The following is a 17,377-nucleotide window of genomic DNA, read 5'->3' as shown; positions in this document are numbered from 1 at the left end:
ATTATCCCCTCCGAAAGTAGTGCATATATACATCCTCTAGTGAAGGATTCACTAACCTTGCGTCCTCACATGGTGGATCTTCACTAACTACCCGAAGCGCTAATCCGTTATCTGTCTGCTGTACGTTAACCACAGTACCCTTTTCTTCGATTTGAGCGAGCATCCGTCCAGGGACATCTGCCTCCCAAACCTCCCCTTCCAAATCAAAGGTCAAGTCCTTAATCGTTCCTTGACGGAGTAGCTCTCCTCGCCCCATCAGAAGCACCTGCTTGGCGATATGATCGACATCGGAAACGATGTGGGTTGACAAAATAACAATACGCTCAGCTGAAATTTCAGAAATCAGATTTCGAAATCGCACGCGTTCCATAGGATCTAACCCTACCGTCGGTTCATCCAGAATGAGAATGCTCGGATGATTAAGCAAAGCTTGAGCGATGCCGAGTCTACGCTTCATGCCGCCGGAATACTTTCCGCATTTTTTATCCATCTCTCCAGATAGATTCACCGTTTGAGCCAACACCTCTATACGGTCGCCTGCCTCCTTCTTGGACAGCCCCTTTAGAGCGGCAACATAATACAAGAAATCGCGAGCTGAAAAATGATTGTACATCCCCAGATCTTGTGGCAAATAACCAATCTGAGCCCGGTACAAATCCCCCATCTCATCCTTGTTCTGTTCATTCAGCAGTACCTTTCCACGAGTTGGATATAGAACATCTGCTACAATACGCATCAATGTCGTTTTTCCTGTTCCATTGGGACCTAGAAGGCCATACACACCAGGAGACATAGTAAGGTTAATGCTATTCAGAATCCGCTTCTTGCCGAAATTATGTTCTATACCTTGCAGCTTAAGCTCCAATCAGAAAACCTCCTTTTCTCAGCATTCTGGATTGAAAGATCATAGCCACCGTAAAAATAACTACTGACAGAATAGTGATTCCTATCAATCCAAGTAATTGGACGGTGGTTGCCCAGTTCACTACCACTTCTCCTGAAAAGAGAAGCATCCAAAAAAAAGGCAGCATGGAGAGCACAGTCGTCAGATGTCTAAAATTACGGATCTGCCCAGACAATACTAACGCTGCAGCCCCATTGATTAGAATCGGAATAAACCATAACAGTGTTGTACGGAACACCTGTTCATGATCCCTTACTGGGAATGCCATTGCGGTAACACTAAGGTTAAGCAGTATTGAAATCACACCTGCTATAAGGAAGCGTGCTTGTACATACTTATGCAGAGGGATTCGAAAGCTCCGTGCAAGTTCACCCATCCCACAGAGTGTATTACGCGCCGTATGGGAGACGACCACCAGTAAAGGCATGCAACCCACAATAGACAAAATAAACATAGGACTGACCATCTCTGTAACACTTAGAACTAGATATCCAATTACAAACAAGATCACGCCAAGTACAAGCTCTCTCCACCATCCTTGTGAAAAAAGAATCTTTATCTGTTGCCGAACCGATAGAGGAACTGGCGATTCCTGCCCCGGTAAAGCTCGCTTGGAGCTTCTCCATCGATTCATTGCTTCTTCTGCAAAACCGTCAAGTAGCGGCGGTTCAGGAATATACTTAATATGAGTCACGATCTCATTCAGTTCCTCTAACGTCATCTCGTGCTGTAAATTCAATTTCATGTAATCTTGTTCGTTACGTTGAGTGCTCATTTCTTTACTCCTTTCTTAAAAGGGTGGGATAAATCATTTGGCTTGGTCTGCTTAAGTAGCTCACGTAGTTTCAATAAAGAGCGGCTCACCCTAGATTTCACTGTAGACTCCGGTTCATGGGTTATTGCAGCTATTTCTGTAAACGTAAATTCATATTTATACCTTAATAAGAGTGCATCTCTTTGATCGTCTGGAAGTGAGCAGATTGCGGCGTATACCGTTTTAACCTCTTCACGAAGTAATATGCCTTCTAAAAAATCTTCGTCAACTGTGATCTCATCAGATATGCTTTGGTTCAACTCTGCTTGCCGAGTACTTTTACTGCGAAAATAGTCAATGCAGACATTTTGTGCGATTGCCATCAGCCAAGCTCGAAAGCTTCCGTGTTCATTTTGATAGCTGTCGAGCTTAGCCCATGCTTTTTCATATACGGTCTGTGCAAGATCCCAAGCTAATTCATCATTATGTATTTTCCATCTGATAAATCGATAGACATCACTATAGGTATGCCGAATTAATAACTCCACGGCTGCTTCATTCCCTTGCTGTGCTTCTACGATCCATTTGTCCTCGCTAATTTCAATTCCCCTCCAATCTTCCACTCTACTACATATAACGAAATCACCTATGAAGTAGACGCATCCTACTATGTACATTTTTACTAGAATCCATAATTCCACATAAAAAAGCCACCCAGAACACGGTTCTGACTAGCCTAAAATAAGATACGATCCAGATACAACTTACCTATCCACCCCAAGCATCTCCAGCCCAAGCCGTACACGAATATCTTCTGCATTCTCAGTTAAATAAAGAGCGTAAGCTTTTATAATCGGCGTGTCTAACTCACATTGAAGTTGAAATAGCTTCTGTTGATCGAGATAAGGTTGGGCTATAGATCGTGGTAGAAATCCAAAGCCTGCTCCTAGTAGCAGCATGTCCAGCATAATCATTGAGTGATCGGTCTGAAGTGTCGGCACATAGCCCGCTCCAACGATACTAGTAAACCATTCCGGAAACGGACCTCCCCACTCTAAATGACAATACTCCCGCTGAAAAAAATCCTCCCTGCTTACAGGCGTTTCTCTTAATCGTGTGGAGACCAGAATAATCTCATCTTCAAACAGGAGATGTCTGGTCACCTTAGGATGTTCCGGCGGGTCATATTTAATAGCAACCTGGACTATTCCATCCAGCAAAAGATCACGGATCATATAGCTAGAATCAATATAACTTAGGAATTTGATAGCTACCTTGGGATGATCACGTCTAAATGAAAGAATATGCTGCAGGTAATAATAATGCCATACGGACCCGGGTCCACTCAAAATGATATAGTTCTCCAGTTCTTCGGATAGAGTTACCTTACTCTCTTCAAACAAACGAAGCATCCGCTCAGCATATGGAACAAAAGATATCCCTGCCTGCGTTAAGCTAACATTCCGGTTATCACGAGTAAAGAGCACCTTGCCCACGGAGTTTTCTAAAGCTTTTATTCTTGCAGTAACAGCGGACTGGGAGATATGTAGATGTTCTGAGGCCTTGGTGAAATTTCGAATTCTGCATACCGCCAAAAAAGCTTCTAATTGAGATAAGTCCATGGATAACACCCTCTATGATTCAAAATATTAATGATTAAGATCTATAAAATTCGTTATACAAATTATATGTATTCAGTTATGATTTCGCTATATTTTTAAACTTATAAGTGCTGGAGGAATTTATATGGTTAGCAATGTCAGAATCGAACAATTATTTACGATTAAGGAATCTATTAATGAGCTTTCAAAGCTTCTAATACAGGTGGTGGAGGATGGAGCCTCCATTGGTTTTTTACCACCCTTAGATCCGTCAGACTCTACATCATATTGGCACAATGTTTTGGCGCCCGATGTGATTCTTTTTGTCGCAACAATGAATGATATTATCGTGGGAAGTGTACAACTACATTTATGTACAAAAGCAAACGGAAGACACCGAGCCGAAATCGCAAAGCTAATGACACACCCTAATTATCGTCGTAATGGTATTGCTCGTTCTCTTATGGAAAAGGCTGAAGAAAGAGCTAAGCAGGAAGAACGATCGTTATTAGTGCTTGATACAAGAGAAGGCGACCCTTCCAACCTCCTCTATACTTCAATGGGCTACATACAAGCTGGACGTATTCCGAGCTATGCGATATCAGCAAATGGTGAATTACATGCCACGATTTTTTATTATAAGGTCATTGGCTAGACATTTTGAACTTAAAAACATTCTAAAAGGAAGAGTGGCGGAGGGGAAGCTTGGAACTGTAGGAGCGATAGCGCCCGCCTTTGTCTCCGGAGTTCAACCGTGAAACACGGTATATAATCAAGAAATCTGGGGACAACAGCGGCCGGAAGTCCAAGCATTCACGCAGTCACACAATTACCTTAATAGAAAAATCTTAAGTTCAACTAATATAGACAATTATAAAACACCAAGTTATAGTATTGATAATACTTTTAATAACCATTTTCAAAAGTCTAGAGGTGAATAAAATAAACCAAATCGCAAACAATTCTATTCGTGTTAAAAAGATAAATCAGGAGCTCATCAAGCAAGCCTTGAAATCGATGAAAGAAGGAACCAAATCAACGATTGCAACCGCCACCGGGTTAAGTATTGCCACTTGCGGAAATATTCTGAATGAGCTTATGGAGACAGGTGAAGTCATTGAGACGGAGCTGGAGGCTTCGAATGGAGGTCGGCCGGCCCGAAGATTCATCTATAATGCCGATTTCTCCTACATCGCATGCATCTATGCCAAAATTGAAGATGGCCAACAATCCTTAACCTATGCAGTAACGAATTCTGTTGGCGAACGTGTAGATGATGGATATATCAAGGCTGAGAGTATTGACGCTACAACCATTGATCATTTAGTAGGCACACTAATTCAAGCCTATAACAACATCAAAGCCGTTGGCATTGGAATCCCGGGACTGGTTCACCGAGGCGTCATCAATATTTGTGATATCAACACTTTAATTCATGCTCCCTTAGAGTCACTCCTCAGAGAGAAATACGAGGTTGAAGTCACAGTTGAAAATGACATGAATCTAACCGTTTACGGATTCTATAAACAGCAGGATTACGAAGAGGATAAGACCATCGTCGTGTTGACCTTTATCAAAGGTGCCTTTCCAGGTTCAGGGATGATGATCGACGGGCATATCCACAAAGGCAATACTAGATTCGCGGGCGAAGTCTCATTTTTACCGTTTGGAATCTCGCGTGACGAGCAATTCATTCGTTTGGGGCAGACAGAAACGTTTATCCCATTGGCAGCTCATACCATCGCTTCATTGACGGCAGTTATTAACCCTGAGACGATTGCGCTCACAGGTGAACAAGTTAGACAAGAGGATGTGCCACATATCTATCAAAGTTGTCTGGCATTCATTCCAGAAGAGCATATGCCTCATCTAATTGTGCTGGATCACCCTGATGATTATTACATGGACGGATTAATTGCGATCACGCTGGAAAGCTTGACCTATTCGTTGCAGCTGGTTGAGAAGCGCCGGTAAGTATTTTTTATGACCCTAACATTTGCATTATGGATTGGATCTAAAACCAACAAGAACTTCAGGAGGAAATACGAATGGCAACAAACAAAGAGAATATGATTGCAGGAAAGCTTTACATGGCTGGTGGAGAAGAATTAGCTAGAGATAGCAAAAAATCCAGAATGCTCACTCGTTTATTTAACAATACGACGGAAGAACAAGGCGAATATAGAGTAGAATTACTTAAGCAATTATTCGAGTCTACGGGTGAATCGTTGCATATTGAGCCACCTTTCCGCTGCGATTATGGCAGCAATATTACCGTCGGAAATAACTTTTACGCCAATTTCGACTGCATTATCCTGGACGTATCAAAAGTAACGATAGGTGAGAATGTTCTCTTTGGACCTAGAGTAAGTATATATACCGCTGGCCACCCCATAGATGCGGACGTTCGTATTAGTCTGCTCGAATTCGGTACACCGATTACCATTGGAAACAATGTCTGGGTTGGCGGAAATGCCGTTATCAATCCCGGGGTAAATATCGGCAACAATGTAATCATCGGCGCAGGCTCCGTCGTGACTAAAGATATCCCTGACAATGTAATCGCAGTGGGGAATCCTTGCAGAGTGCTAAGAGAAATTACAGAGGACGATAAACAACACTGGGAGAAGCTTAAAGAAGAGTACTACAGAGACATCGAGCAATAAAGATACCCGATTCTGGAGGTTCTCACGTTGAAAAAGCGTTTTGGCGGATTTAATAAGGTTTATGCCATGCAATTGGCAACGATCTTTTTGGGGTTTATTGTGTTTGGGATATCGGAAAATATTAAAGGGCCAGCCATTCCAAGAATTCAGTTTGACTTCAGTCTGGACGAAAAGCAGCTGGGTACCCTTCTATCCCTAAACGCACTAGGTTATTTGATCGCCTGTTCCTTCACAGCTGTATTGGTTCGTAAGTGGGGGATCAAGGCTGTCAGTATTATCGCTTTCGCATCCATGATATTCTCTGGCGTTCTAATTTACATCTCCCATAGCTATCCCCTCTTCTCGGCTTCATACTTCCTGATGTATATTGGAAACGGAATGCTTGAGATTGGACTTGCCATTCTGGGAGCACGTATCTTCGTTAAAAATACCGGGACGATGATGAACTTATCCCATTTCTTTTACGGGTTTAGTTCCACGTTAGCTCCACTAATGGCAACAGGGCTGATGACAGTAAGTATATTCGGTCATACTCTGGATTGGCGCGGAATGTATCTAATAATGCTTAGCTTATCTTTACTGCCTATACTATTTGCCTTACGGAGTACTTTTCCAGGTGACGATCTTCCACATGAAGACCGTATTCCCTTAAAAACGCTTGTCCGTGACCCTGCTTTATGGCTAATGGTTCTTATCCTTTCCTTCGGAGTAGTGTCGGAGCTTGCTGTAGGCGGATGGCTCGTAAATTTCCTTGAAAAAGCATACCTGTGGGATACGGTTACTGCATCTGGGATGCTGTCTACCTTCTTTCTCTGCTTCTCGTTAGCAAGGCTCCTGCTGGGGCCGGTTACTGATAAGATTGGATTTAACCTATCGCTTATCATCTTTTCAGCCTTCTCTGCCCTGTGTACTTTTGCCGCAATTTTGGGTGGAGAAAAGCTCGCATTTCTATTTGCCGCTGCAGGAATCGGGATTGCGATGATTTATCCTACGGTTATGGCTTTTATCGCCAAAAGATATCCACATGGTAGCGACACCGCCATCACATTTACAGTCACGTTAATGGGAGTAGGTAGCGTAATTGGCAACTATGCTATAGGTGCTGTGATCGAAGGCGTGAAGCGGCTTTACGGTGCAGAGACGCAAATAGGTTTATTACGCGGACTTCAAGCCGGTTATGGTTTTATCGGATTATGTGCAGCGATATGCGCGATATCCGGTTGTATTCTATATCGTTATTTACATCGCCGCCAAGAACTTATCTAACCTCATCTATATTACTTAAAAAACCTGTCGATTGAATCGGCAGGTTTTTTGGATTTCAACTATAGCTTCCCTGTATGTGCTGCACCGTACGGCGAGCTAAGATCATCAGTTGATGGACTAAGCGACCCGCAGCCCACTCATCAGCTCCAGTATTTTTCTAACAATTTGCTCCTCTTCGTTGCTCACCTTTTCCGTTGCCAATTCACCAAGCTCTGTGTGTTCTCCAACACAAACCGAATGAGCGGAATGTCTAAACATTTCTATGTCGTTAGCATCGTTACCAAAAGCGATAAATTGCTGCATTTCTACGCCTAATTGTTGTAATCCTGTCCATTTATTTATGCCTTTAGGGCTAATATCTATAATGTCCTCTTGACCATGTCTATAAATCACAACAGGTAGTTTATGTAGCTGATCTAATAACTGTTCCCCGTTTAGGCTTCTCAAAATAACTACTTTCACAAGCTCATCCAGCTCAGATGGACTTACATTTTTGGCGCGTTGTTCTGGATCTACATTTCTCCGAATGGGATGATCATCAGAACTCGAATATGAATAATCCCAGTGACTGTCAATCAAATAAGCTGCATTAAACTCTTCTATTAATTTCAAGAGGATATCCGAAGTTTGCGCGTCAAAATGTATCGTCGAAATAACCTCTCCACCTTTTGCAATAAATGCACCATTCCCGCCAACCATAGAAAAATGATGCATATGTGCAGGCAACACAGGCAACAAATCACGAATAGGCCGGGCTGACGCAAAAATAACCTCATGACCTTTTTCAATTAAAGTATCCAAGGCTTGTACGATTCGTTCACTCAAAGGTTTGCCGCTAAAACATATGGTTCCATCTAAATCAAAAATAAATTTCATCGTCTATATCCTCCCCTTTTTCTCTATAATAACGAGTTCGTATATAATAGAAAGGACCGATGTCCAAAAAGGAGTACGCAATGAAAACTATTCAGGATCCAAATCTTATAGCACATTACATTACCCAATTTAATCTAAATCAAGTATTCACGACATCAAAACATGCTTTAATTCAGTTACGTGTCTATGAGCAGAATGAAATTATTTTGCATGAGGGCGATGAGCTGGACGGAATTTATTTTCTAGTGGAGGGGCGTACTAAGGTTTCTTCTAGTGTAGGAACGGGAAAATCCTTATTACTACGTTTCTGCTCACCCTTGTCTTTATTCGGAGATATTGAGTTCGTGCAAGAGGTTGTAGTCCAATCACAAGTGGAAGCCGTACAGCAAACCACCCTCTTATTTATCCCGAAACAAAAGGTTGAGTCTGACCTAATGGATAACCATAGCTTTAAAGACTTATTGCTGAAACATCTTTCTTACAAGCTTCTAACCTGCACATCCGCATCACGAACGAACTTACTAGGCGCTGTCGAGGAACGACTTGCAAGTTATTTATTAACGATACAGCTCCAACGGGAGTTTGGAAAAGAAATTCAGACACCCTATATCCCAGATATAGCTTCGTTAATTGGGACTACTCCCCGCCATTTAAACCGTGTCATTCAGCGGCTCACCGACATGGAAATTTTATATAAAGTTAAGCAAGAAATTGTAGTACTCGACTGGGAGCGTTTGGATGAATTATCTAACGGAATAAGATTTGAATAACCTAAAAGCCCATCATTTAATTGAGGATAAAATGATCGATGTCATCATAACGGATATCGATCTTTTCTCCGTTTCTTTTGACAAGATTTATATACAGAGGAGCTATATCAATACTTCCGCCGCCAACTAATACATGGTAGTCATCATTGATTTCATATTTGCGGATGTACAAACCTGAACCGACGTCTTCAAAGGGATAACCTTCAAAATCCTTCCACGACAACGCCTCGCCTTGCTGAGCTAGATCCCGTACTTCATCCATGGACAATGTCGCAGCTTTTTTATCATTACAGGCTGAAAGTATAATCGTCAAAGCAAACAATAACAGCATTATCAAGTTACTCTTACTTCTCATTCATAAACCTCCAAACTCTTGAATATCCGGTCTCCAGAACGTGGAATACGGTTCAATTGAGGCAAACAGCTCCTCTAGTGTAAAAGGTGTGTTATTCAGATCCATCACGTCCTGAAAAAAAACATAGGTCAAATTGGAAGACCAGCCGCTCACTTTTAGGTGAAGCCATCACATAATGAATATCTCCACCTTTGATGAAGACGAACTCATTTTCTTTTAGCTGCATCGGCTGGTCATTTACTCCAAGGTTCACTCTCCCTTTAACAATCCAGATAATTTCCATTTCCTTATGCCAATGTGGTGTAGTTAATATACTGCCATCATTCTAAATACAGCGGTACGGAAAGGCTTTATCCAGTCGTGGGAATTCCAAATAAATGGCCATCTGATCATCTCTCTTACTTATTTAGTAGATTTACTATTGAAGCTGTAACGTAAGAAGAGCTATCCATTACCCAACCAGGGAGCATGGACAGCAAATTTTAGGGATCGTTAATGATTCAATTTCTCTCATTTCGTAATTGCTCCACCATCCCGACGAAACTGCTTGGGGGTCAAGCCAGTGTATTTTTTAAATAACTGTGTATAGTAACTTTGGCTACAAAATTTAAACATCAAAGCGATTTCGGAAATAGACTGATTCGTGTGAATGAGGATCGACTGCGATTCCTCAATTCTACGCCGGTTGACAAATTCCGTGAGCGGCATACCCGTTTCACGCTTGAAGCGGTCGGACAAATAACTGGGATGCACACCAACATGCCGGGAGATCAGGCTAAGGTTCAAATCTTGAAACAGATGCTCGCGTATAAAATATACGGATAAATTGACAATATGTGAATAGTGAAGGTTCTCCTTCTGCTGGCGCATCACTGTAATGAATTGCAGAACCATTTCATATTCGTATCGATGAAGTGCCTCAAGCTCCGTCGTAGCTTCCACCGAACGGATGAACGTATCACTCAGCTGAAAAGCGGTCTCAGGGTCAACACCACCCCGGATAATCGCACGTGTAAACAAGGTGCAGGATGCAATCATAGCGTTTTTCTTGGAGCGCAGCGGATATCGGGCTAGCGTAGCAGCTTCCATTGCGTTAATTCTATGCAGTGCTTCCAGTGCCCGGTTCTCGTCACCAAGTCGGATAGCTTCCAAAAGCTCTTGTTCATAATCCAGCGGAGGATGGACAAATCCCTCTGACAGATCCACAGAACGTGTGGACCAATATTCCGGTAGTTTATGTTGTCCTTTAAGTTGATCCATACTTGTTACCTCACCTAAAAATTTTGATAATATCCTAAATAATTTAGTATAATTCTAGCCCTTTCGGACTTAAAATTCAATTCATAACCATCAAGGGAGGAAACATAAGCATGAGCTGGAGCATTGCCAATCAGGGATTGTCGGCAGATACCCTACTGAATTTGGAAAGTATTTTTGCGCTGGGGAATGGATATTTGGGCGTGCGTGGCAATTTTGAAGAAGGGTATTCCGATAAAGAAATCCACAGTATCCGCGGAACGTATTTAAACGCCTTTCACGATGTAATTGACATTCCCTATGGGGAGAAGCTATTCGCCTTCCCTGGTACACAGCAAAAATTGGTTAATATTATAGATTCCCAAGGGATAAATATTTATATAGGCGAAGATATGGAGCCATTTGCACTTACAGCAGAGAATGTCCTCGCCTATGAGCGTAACCTCCATCTGGACAAGGGATATTCGGAGCGTAAAATCCACTGGAAATCCCCCTCCGGTAAAGAACTCAAGCTGCATTTCCGTAGACTCGTTTCTTTCACTACCCGTGAACTTTTTGCCATTCATCTGACTGTTGAGCCTGTCAATTTCACCGGTCCAATCCGGGTTGTCTCTCGTGTAAATGGCGATGTTAGCAACTATACTAACCCGAATGACCCGCGTGTAGCTGCAGGACATTCCAAACGCCTGAGCGTAGTAGCGTGCGAAGCTCGGGGTGAATATGTATGCCTGGAGAACGAGACGATGGCTTCGGCCCTGCGGACCTCCTGTGTTACCAGGCATGAATGGGAAGGTGAATGGCAGGTTGAAACTCAGGCAGGAGAAACCGATGCTACAGTGACGGCAACCGCCTCCTTGTCTGGGCCACTATCACTGACCAAATGGAATGTCTATACCGATACACTACGACATGAACAAATGCTTGTAGATACCGGTATTCAGGTACAAGAATCATTGAAGCACCTCTCCTTTGAAGACATGCTGGAACAGCAGGAGCATTATTTGGCTGATTTCTGGAAGCGTTCCGATGTAGTCATTGAGAACGACTTGTCGCTTCAGGAGGGCATACGTTTCAACCTTTATCAGCTGCTGCAATCAGCCGGACGCGACGCGCATAGCAACATCTCCGCTAAAGGCTTATCCGGTGAAGGGTACGAAGGCCATTATTTCTGGGACACGGAGATTTATATGTTCCCTGTGTTCCTAATGACTTCGCCTGACTTGGCCCGGCAGCTCCTATTATACCGGTATTCCAAGCTGGAGGAGGCAAGGGAACGTGCTAAAGAGATGGGTCACGCCCAAGGTGCATTGTTCCCATGGCGGACGATTTCAGGTACGGAATGTTCCTCCTTCTTCCCATCCGGTACAGCTCAATATCATATCAGCGCCGATGTAGCCTACAGCTATATCCAATACCATCTAGCAGAAGAAGATGACGCCTTCTTGCTCCAATACGGCTCCGAGGTGCTATTTGAGACAGCGCGGCTTTGGATGGAGATCGGTCATTACTACGAAGGCAAGTTTCACATCGATGAAGTGACTGGACCGGACGAATACACATGTCTTGTGAACAACAACTATTACACCAATGTAATGGCCAAACATAATTTAAAATGGGCCGCACGCAGTTTTGCGCGGCTTCAAGAATATGACGAGGCTGCATTCCAAGCTTTGTGTGTACGCCTGCATGTAACTGGACCAGAAGCAGACAGCTGGCTGAAGGCGGCGAATGCCATGCTGCTTCCTTACGACGAGAAGCTGGGCATTAATCCGCAGGATGATACTTTTTTACGCAAAGCGGTCTGGGATTTCGACAATACACCACCGGAGAAACATCCGTTGTTGCTGCATTACCATCCGCTCACGCTATACCGTTATCAGGTCTGCAAGCAAGCCGATACTGTACTCGCTCATTACTTGCTGGAAGACGAGCAGTCACAAGAAACTATTCGCAAATCGTACGATTATTATGAACAAATCACTACCCATGATTCCTCTTTGTCCTCTTGCATATTCAGCATTATGGCTTCGAAGATCGGGTATAAGAACAAAGCGTATAACTATTTTATAGAGACGGCGCGGCTCGATCTCGACAATACGCACGGAAACACTAAAGACGGATTACATCTCGCCAATATGGGTGGAACGTGGATGGCCATTGTGTACGGTTTTGCCGGAACACGTCTCAAGGAAAATGGCCTGTCGCTCGCTCCGTCCCTACCTGCAGGCTGGCAGAAATATAACTTCCGCCTCACCTTCCGCGGCCGCCTCATTGCTGTAACCATTCGCGAGGAAGGTGTGGAGCTTGAACTGCTAGAGGGTGAAGCCCTTGAACTTACGCTCTACGGCCAATCGGTAACTCTGGGCAATAAGAAGCCGGTAACTCAGGCGCTGCAAGCCTAATTCATAAGGAGCGAAACACAATGAATGCAACATCTCAAATTCAAGCCGTAATCTTTGATCTAGACGGCGTTATTACCGATACCGCAGAATATCATTATCAGGCTTGGGGCATGATTGCGAAAGAGCTGAGCCTCCCGTTCACCCGAGAGTTCAATGAGAACCTCAAAGGTGTATCGCGAATAGCCTCACTGGAGTTGCTACTTGGACAAGCGGCAACTCCGCACACCTACTCTCCCGAAGAGATGGAGGAGATGGCGAACCGCAAAAATGAGTTTTATCAGCAGCTCATTCAGCAGGTAACCCCGGCCGATGTGCTGCCTGGTATTTCTGAATTGCTCGCCGAGCTGAAGGACCACGGAGTGAAGACTGGCATTGCCTCCGCTAGTAAAAATGCCTTTACAGTTATCCGCCTTCTAGGGATGGAGAAAGACTTCGGAGTTATTGTAGATGCAGCCAAGCTTGCCCGCAACAAACCAGACCCGGAAGTGTTCCTGACCGCCGCCGATGCGCTTGATGTAGATCCGCAATTTTGCGTCGGGGTCGAAGACGCAGTCGCCGGGGTAGAAGCGATCAAAGCGGCAGGTATGTTCGCTGTATATATCTCCTTACAGGAGAGCTTGTCCATCGCTGATATGAACTTGAACCACACTGCTGAACTTAACTACTCCGAGCTAAACCAGCAATTCGGTAATAAGAATAGAGTAACTAAATAATTGGGTATCCCAGTCTCAATATATGTAAGTCACGAACTAAGCCGGCAAGCTCCTAAGGAAAGCTTGCCGGCTTTTGTTTGAAATATGCTTTTCAGAACAGCCGCTTCTGATTTCGATCATCAATAACCTATTGATAATATTGTGCTTGCGCTTTCCACATCGAACTATACTCTTGTTGGTCTTTCAACAATTGATCATGTGGACCGTATTCGCGCAATTCACCATTGTTAAAAAGTGCGATTTTATCGCAGAATTTACAAGCAGATAAACGATGTGAGATATAAATAACAGTATGATTTGCTGCCAAAAGATTAAAGTTGTTGTACATCTCAAACTCCGCATAAGGGTCCAACGCAGCTGTAGGCTCATCCAGAATAAGAATAGGTGACTTTTTGAGTATAGCCCTAGCAATTGCTATCTTCTGACTTTCACCACCCGAAAAGTCTGTGCCTCTATCATCAAAGATTTTAAACACCTGTGTATCTAGTCCTCTTTCTAAATATTTCATTTTTGCTCCCACTCCTACTTGATTAAGCACTTCTTCCATTTCCTTATCCGATGTTTCGCTATCCTTCGCGCATAAGTTGTCTTTGATAGAAAATGAAAATAATTTATAATCCTGAAACACAACACCTAAGATTTTCATATATTCATCGTATCGATAATCTTGAATAGATCTTCCATTCAGAAGAATCTCTCCTTGATCAGGTTCATACAATCGGCAAAGCAGTTTAATAAAAGTCGTTTTACCCGCGCCATTTTGACCTACTATGGCTAATTTCTCTCCATTTTTTATGGTCATTGACACATTTTTCAATGAATAGGTCTCACTTCCCGCATATTTAAAAGACACATTACAAAATTCAATCTCAACATTCATGAGTTTCTCAAGACGCTCTTCTCCGCTTTTCATTGTTGGTTTTAGACTTTCAAATTCTCTAAACACCTCAATGTACTTACACATTTGGCGAAAATCAACATAAGCATTCATTCCCAGAGACACTTGCGTAGAAAAGCTATTGGCGGCGGAGATATACATAACAAAACCACCAATTTGAATTTTCCCCGTAACTACTTTCACAACCATGTAGGCGTAGATAATGACCATTTGCAATTGAAGATTAGCACTGGCCAGTCCCTTATATCTCCCTACTTTTTCGTAAAGCCCTCCAAAACCACGAACGCTTTCATTATGATATGCATCCACTTTATTCAGTAAATAAGGAGCCATCCCAAACAAACGGACATCTTTAGCCATGGAAAAATCAACGGCCAGTTTAGAATAATAACCAAATTTCCGATTCAGAGGAGCTAATAATTTATGAAAATTGAATTGAGCTTGTTGCGACTTTTTAAAGATAAAGGTATTAAGTGCAATCATCCCAATAATCAGCACGATGATTCCAATGTTTAGCGTAAAGATTAAGGCCGTTAGCCCCAAAAGGGAGAGCATTGTTTGCAGTAAAGTCTTCATACTATCCAACATTTTACGTATAACATCCTGCTGTCTTATGGGAGCAAGCGCCTGTTCTTTAAGATCTAGCACTTTGGAATTCTCTAAACTCTCATAATCCAGGTCCATAATATGATTTCCAATATGTAGCTCTAAACTATCCATGACCACTAAATTAAACAGTTCAATTTGTTTATTAAGATAACTTTGGAGCAGCCCCAAGACAGCATTACCTGCCACCAAAATTCCTATCCAGAGGATAATATACATTTCGCGGCCGGCTCCCATCATTTCATCAATCAAATATTTGGGAAGAATGATGTTTATAAACGGGAAGATTGCACTGCATAATGAAGAAACCACCATTAGCGGAATGTACGATTTAGACATGGTATGTACTAACTTGCAAAAGTAAAGGGTCACATTCCAATCCTTTTTCAGTGCAGGGAATGGATTCATCAGCTAGGATTCACTCCCTTTATAATATTGTGCTTGAATCTGATACATTTGATTGTATCTTCCATTTTGTTTCATTAATTCACTGTGAGAACCCGCTTCGGCAATTTCTCCTTGCTCCATATACAGTATCTGATCACAGAACCGTGTGCTGGACAAGCGATGGGAAATATATAATGCTGTTCTCTCTCCGATCATTTCATTAAATCTTGTATACAGATTGAATTCTGCAATTGCATCAACTGCTGCAGTCGGCTCATCCAAAATAATCAAATCTCCATTCTTATAAAGCGCCCTTGCCAACATCATTCTTTGATTCTCCCCTCCAGAGAACTCAACGCCTTGATCATCTAAAAACTTTTGCATTGGGGTGAGAATACCTGATTTCAATGAGGCGACTTTTTCGCTTAGTCCCGCTTTTTCAAGACTGTCATGAATTCTTAAAGCGTCAGACTCTCTATGTTCTTTTAGAGAAATATTCTCTGCTAATGAGAAAGCGAGTACGCGAATTTCTTGAAATACCGTAGAAAATAATCTCCAGTAATCCGTTTTAGCAAAATGTTTGATATTGATTCCATTCAGCGTAATCTCTCCACCATCGGGTTCATACAACCTGCATAACAATTTGATAAGCGTTGTCTTGCCAGCACCATTATGACCCACAATAGCAAGTCGTTGATGTGGAGGGATGATGAAGGATATTTTATTAAACACAGGCTGGCTAGTACCAGGATAAGTAAAGGAAACTTCTTTAAATTCTATCGAATAAGGGCCAGTTGGGAGTGTATGCATACCTCCTTCCCCCTGCTTATCTTGCGGTATCTCTAAAAAGTTACGGAGTTCCTCTATGTATAAATTCTGTGTGCGCAGATGGGCTAAATCTTTCATAAATCCCTGAAGAACGCCAGAAAATCCAGCGACAGCAGTTGTGTACATCACAAAATCACCTATAGTTATCCTCTGATGAAGGTAAAGATACGCCAAATAACCATATACAATCCCCTCACGGAATAACCGGATCAAAATATCTAATATTTCACTTTGAAAATAAGAGCTGCTGATTGAGGACTGAATTTTCTGTCTATTTTGAACACTTGAATGGTATAGGGAGACCAATGTATTGTTAAAGGAATTAATCCGAATTTCCTTACCAAAAGTAAAGTCTTGCATAATATCCGAATAATACTTTCTCTTCCTCTCCAATTCCGAAAGTTGTTGTTCATGTTCATACTCATAACGTTTAGCACGTAGGGAAAACACATAAGAACACCCAATACTTACAATTAGAAAAACAATAACAGCAAAATTTAATCCTCCAATTACAGTGATATAGCCCGCAAAAGCAAGAAATCCAGCCAGACATGAAAAAAATGTATGAAAAAATCCCTGAAACCCATTCTGCACACTTTGTAGAGAACGCTTGGCCTGCTCCATCTGATTAAGATAACCGGGATCTTCTGTATTTTTGAAATCAACATTCATATTTTGTGCAGTGTGGGCGTGGATCTGTTTAAATACAACTTTCATTAATTGAGTTAAACCCAAATTTTGTAGATATCCTGTAAAATAGCTAGTGATAGTCAGTATTAAAAACATCAGTGAAATTAGGAAGATAAAATGTTGAGGTCTTTGCTGTCCCGTCAGTTCATCTATAATAAATTTTGGGAATAGGATTAAAAGGAAGGGCTGCACAGCTAAAAGAAGCGTTACAGTAGAGTAATAAATAATGGAACGTCTACTGTTAATCCATGATGTGGAGAGGACATAGCGAATGCTGGTCCAAGTGGAGGTTAATGATTTTGTTCTCATTACATAAAGTTCCCCTTAGTATTTAAAATGTTTCTTGATTACATTTTATCAATACTATTATTTGGAAACAGTATGAATAAATTAGTATAAACAGT

General features: G+C 42.2%; 17 protein-coding genes. 7 read left to right on the top strand and 10 right to left on the bottom strand.

Going from position 1 to position 17,377, the window contains the following annotated elements; genetic code table 11:
• Position 1: 1 nt before the first annotated feature.
• The 4 genes from MKX41_RS01870 to MKX41_RS01855 form a co-directional block, all read right to left on the bottom strand.
• Positions 2–865: an ABC transporter ATP-binding protein gene (locus MKX41_RS01870; protein ID WP_076283345.1), complete on the bottom strand. Its 864-nt coding sequence runs from the start codon at positions 863–865 to the stop codon at positions 2–4.
• On the bottom strand, positions 855–1,679 hold the full coding sequence (locus MKX41_RS01865) for a hypothetical protein (RefSeq protein ID WP_340968369.1): 825 nt from the start codon (positions 1,677–1,679) through the stop codon (positions 855–857). Before MKX41_RS01865 ends, MKX41_RS01870 begins: the two co-directional genes overlap by 11 nt.
• The gene (locus MKX41_RS01860; RefSeq protein WP_081392992.1) at positions 1,676–2,359 is read right to left on the bottom strand and encodes an RNA polymerase sigma factor; all 684 of its coding nucleotides are present in this window, start codon (positions 2,357–2,359) and stop codon (positions 1,676–1,678) included. The genes MKX41_RS01865 and MKX41_RS01860 overlap by 4 nt, the downstream gene beginning before the upstream one ends.
• A gap of 63 nt (positions 2,360–2,422) precedes the next feature.
• A complete protein-coding gene (locus tag MKX41_RS01855) occupies positions 2,423–3,280 on the bottom strand; it encodes a LysR family transcriptional regulator (RefSeq protein WP_076301126.1) in 858 nt (285 codons plus the stop codon).
• 124 nt (positions 3,281–3,404) lie between these two features.
• Here MKX41_RS01855 and MKX41_RS01850 point away from each other — a divergent pair, with 124 nt between their 5' ends.
• The 4 genes from MKX41_RS01850 to MKX41_RS01835 all read left to right on the top strand — a co-directional run bounded on the left by MKX41_RS01850 (position 3,405) and on the right by MKX41_RS01835 (position 7,191).
• Positions 3,405–3,914: a GNAT family N-acetyltransferase gene (locus MKX41_RS01850; protein WP_076301127.1), complete on the top strand. Its 510-nt coding sequence runs from the start codon at positions 3,405–3,407 to the stop codon at positions 3,912–3,914.
• Between the two features lie 362 nt (positions 3,915–4,276).
• The gene (locus MKX41_RS01845; protein WP_340974790.1) at positions 4,277–5,233 is read left to right on the top strand and encodes an ROK family protein; all 957 of its coding nucleotides are present in this window, start codon (positions 4,277–4,279) and stop codon (positions 5,231–5,233) included.
• Positions 5,234–5,307: 74 nt separating this feature from the next.
• Positions 5,308–5,925, top strand: a complete 618-nt coding sequence (locus MKX41_RS01840) for a sugar O-acetyltransferase (protein WP_340968365.1) — start codon at positions 5,308–5,310, stop codon at positions 5,923–5,925.
• 66 nt (positions 5,926–5,991) lie between these two features.
• Positions 5,992–7,191 carry an MFS transporter gene (locus MKX41_RS01835; RefSeq protein ID WP_042193534.1) on the top strand — a complete coding sequence of 400 codons (1,200 nt, stop codon included), beginning with the start codon at positions 5,992–5,994 and terminating at the stop codon, positions 7,189–7,191.
• Positions 7,192–7,308: 117 nt separating this feature from the next.
• Here the strand turns inward: MKX41_RS01835 and MKX41_RS01830 are convergent, their stop codons facing one another.
• Positions 7,309–8,067 carry an HAD-IIB family hydrolase gene (locus MKX41_RS01830; RefSeq protein ID WP_076283421.1) on the bottom strand — a complete coding sequence of 253 codons (759 nt, stop codon included), beginning with the start codon at positions 8,065–8,067 and terminating at the stop codon, positions 7,309–7,311.
• An 80-nt stretch (positions 8,068–8,147) separates the two neighbouring features.
• On the opposite strand from MKX41_RS01830, the gene MKX41_RS01825 reads away from it, so the two are divergent.
• Positions 8,148–8,837: a Crp/Fnr family transcriptional regulator gene (locus MKX41_RS01825; protein WP_340968364.1), complete on the top strand. Its 690-nt coding sequence runs from the start codon at positions 8,148–8,150 to the stop codon at positions 8,835–8,837.
• Positions 8,838–8,853: 16 nt separating this feature from the next.
• Here MKX41_RS01825 and MKX41_RS01820 read toward each other — a convergent pair whose 3' ends face one another.
• The 3 genes from MKX41_RS01820 to MKX41_RS01810 form a co-directional block, all read right to left on the bottom strand.
• Positions 8,854–9,192: a hypothetical protein gene (locus MKX41_RS01820; protein ID WP_340968363.1), complete on the bottom strand. Its 339-nt coding sequence runs from the start codon at positions 9,190–9,192 to the stop codon at positions 8,854–8,856.
• 91 nt (positions 9,193–9,283) lie between these two features.
• Complete coding sequence (locus MKX41_RS01815; RefSeq protein WP_340974789.1) at positions 9,284–9,505, bottom strand: cupin domain-containing protein; 222 nt, start codon at positions 9,503–9,505, stop codon at positions 9,284–9,286.
• A gap of 197 nt (positions 9,506–9,702) precedes the next feature.
• Positions 9,703–10,452 (bottom strand): AraC family transcriptional regulator, encoded by a 750-nt coding sequence (locus MKX41_RS01810; RefSeq protein WP_340968362.1) that lies wholly within the window; start codon positions 10,450–10,452, stop codon positions 9,703–9,705.
• 110 nt (positions 10,453–10,562) lie between these two features.
• Here MKX41_RS01810 and MKX41_RS01805 point away from each other — a divergent pair, with 110 nt between their 5' ends.
• Both MKX41_RS01805 and pgmB read left to right on the top strand, forming a co-directional pair.
• On the top strand, positions 10,563–12,851 hold the full coding sequence (locus MKX41_RS01805; protein WP_340968361.1) for a glycoside hydrolase family 65 protein: 2,289 nt from the start codon (positions 10,563–10,565) through the stop codon (positions 12,849–12,851).
• 20 nt (positions 12,852–12,871) lie between these two features.
• On the top strand, positions 12,872–13,564 hold the full coding sequence (pgmB, locus tag MKX41_RS01800) for a beta-phosphoglucomutase (protein ID WP_340968360.1): 693 nt from the start codon (positions 12,872–12,874) through the stop codon (positions 13,562–13,564).
• 127 nt (positions 13,565–13,691) lie between these two features.
• On the opposite strand, the gene MKX41_RS01795 is transcribed toward pgmB, so the two are convergent.
• Complete coding sequence (locus MKX41_RS01795; RefSeq protein ID WP_340968359.1) at positions 13,692–15,476, bottom strand: ABC transporter ATP-binding protein; 1,785 nt, start codon at positions 15,474–15,476, stop codon at positions 13,692–13,694.
• A 3-nt stretch (positions 15,477–15,479) separates the two neighbouring features.
• A complete protein-coding gene (locus MKX41_RS01790; protein ID WP_339801999.1) occupies positions 15,480–17,282 on the bottom strand; it encodes an ABC transporter ATP-binding protein in 1,803 nt (600 codons plus the stop codon).
• Positions 17,283–17,377 lie beyond the last annotated feature (95 nt).

The organism is Paenibacillus sp. FSL R5-0475, from assembly GCF_038004585.1.
Taxonomy (GTDB): domain Bacteria; phylum Bacillota; class Bacilli; order Paenibacillales; family Paenibacillaceae; genus Paenibacillus_AQ.
Note: the sequence above shows the minus strand (reverse complement) of the source record. Positions and strands in the feature narration are given on the sequence as shown.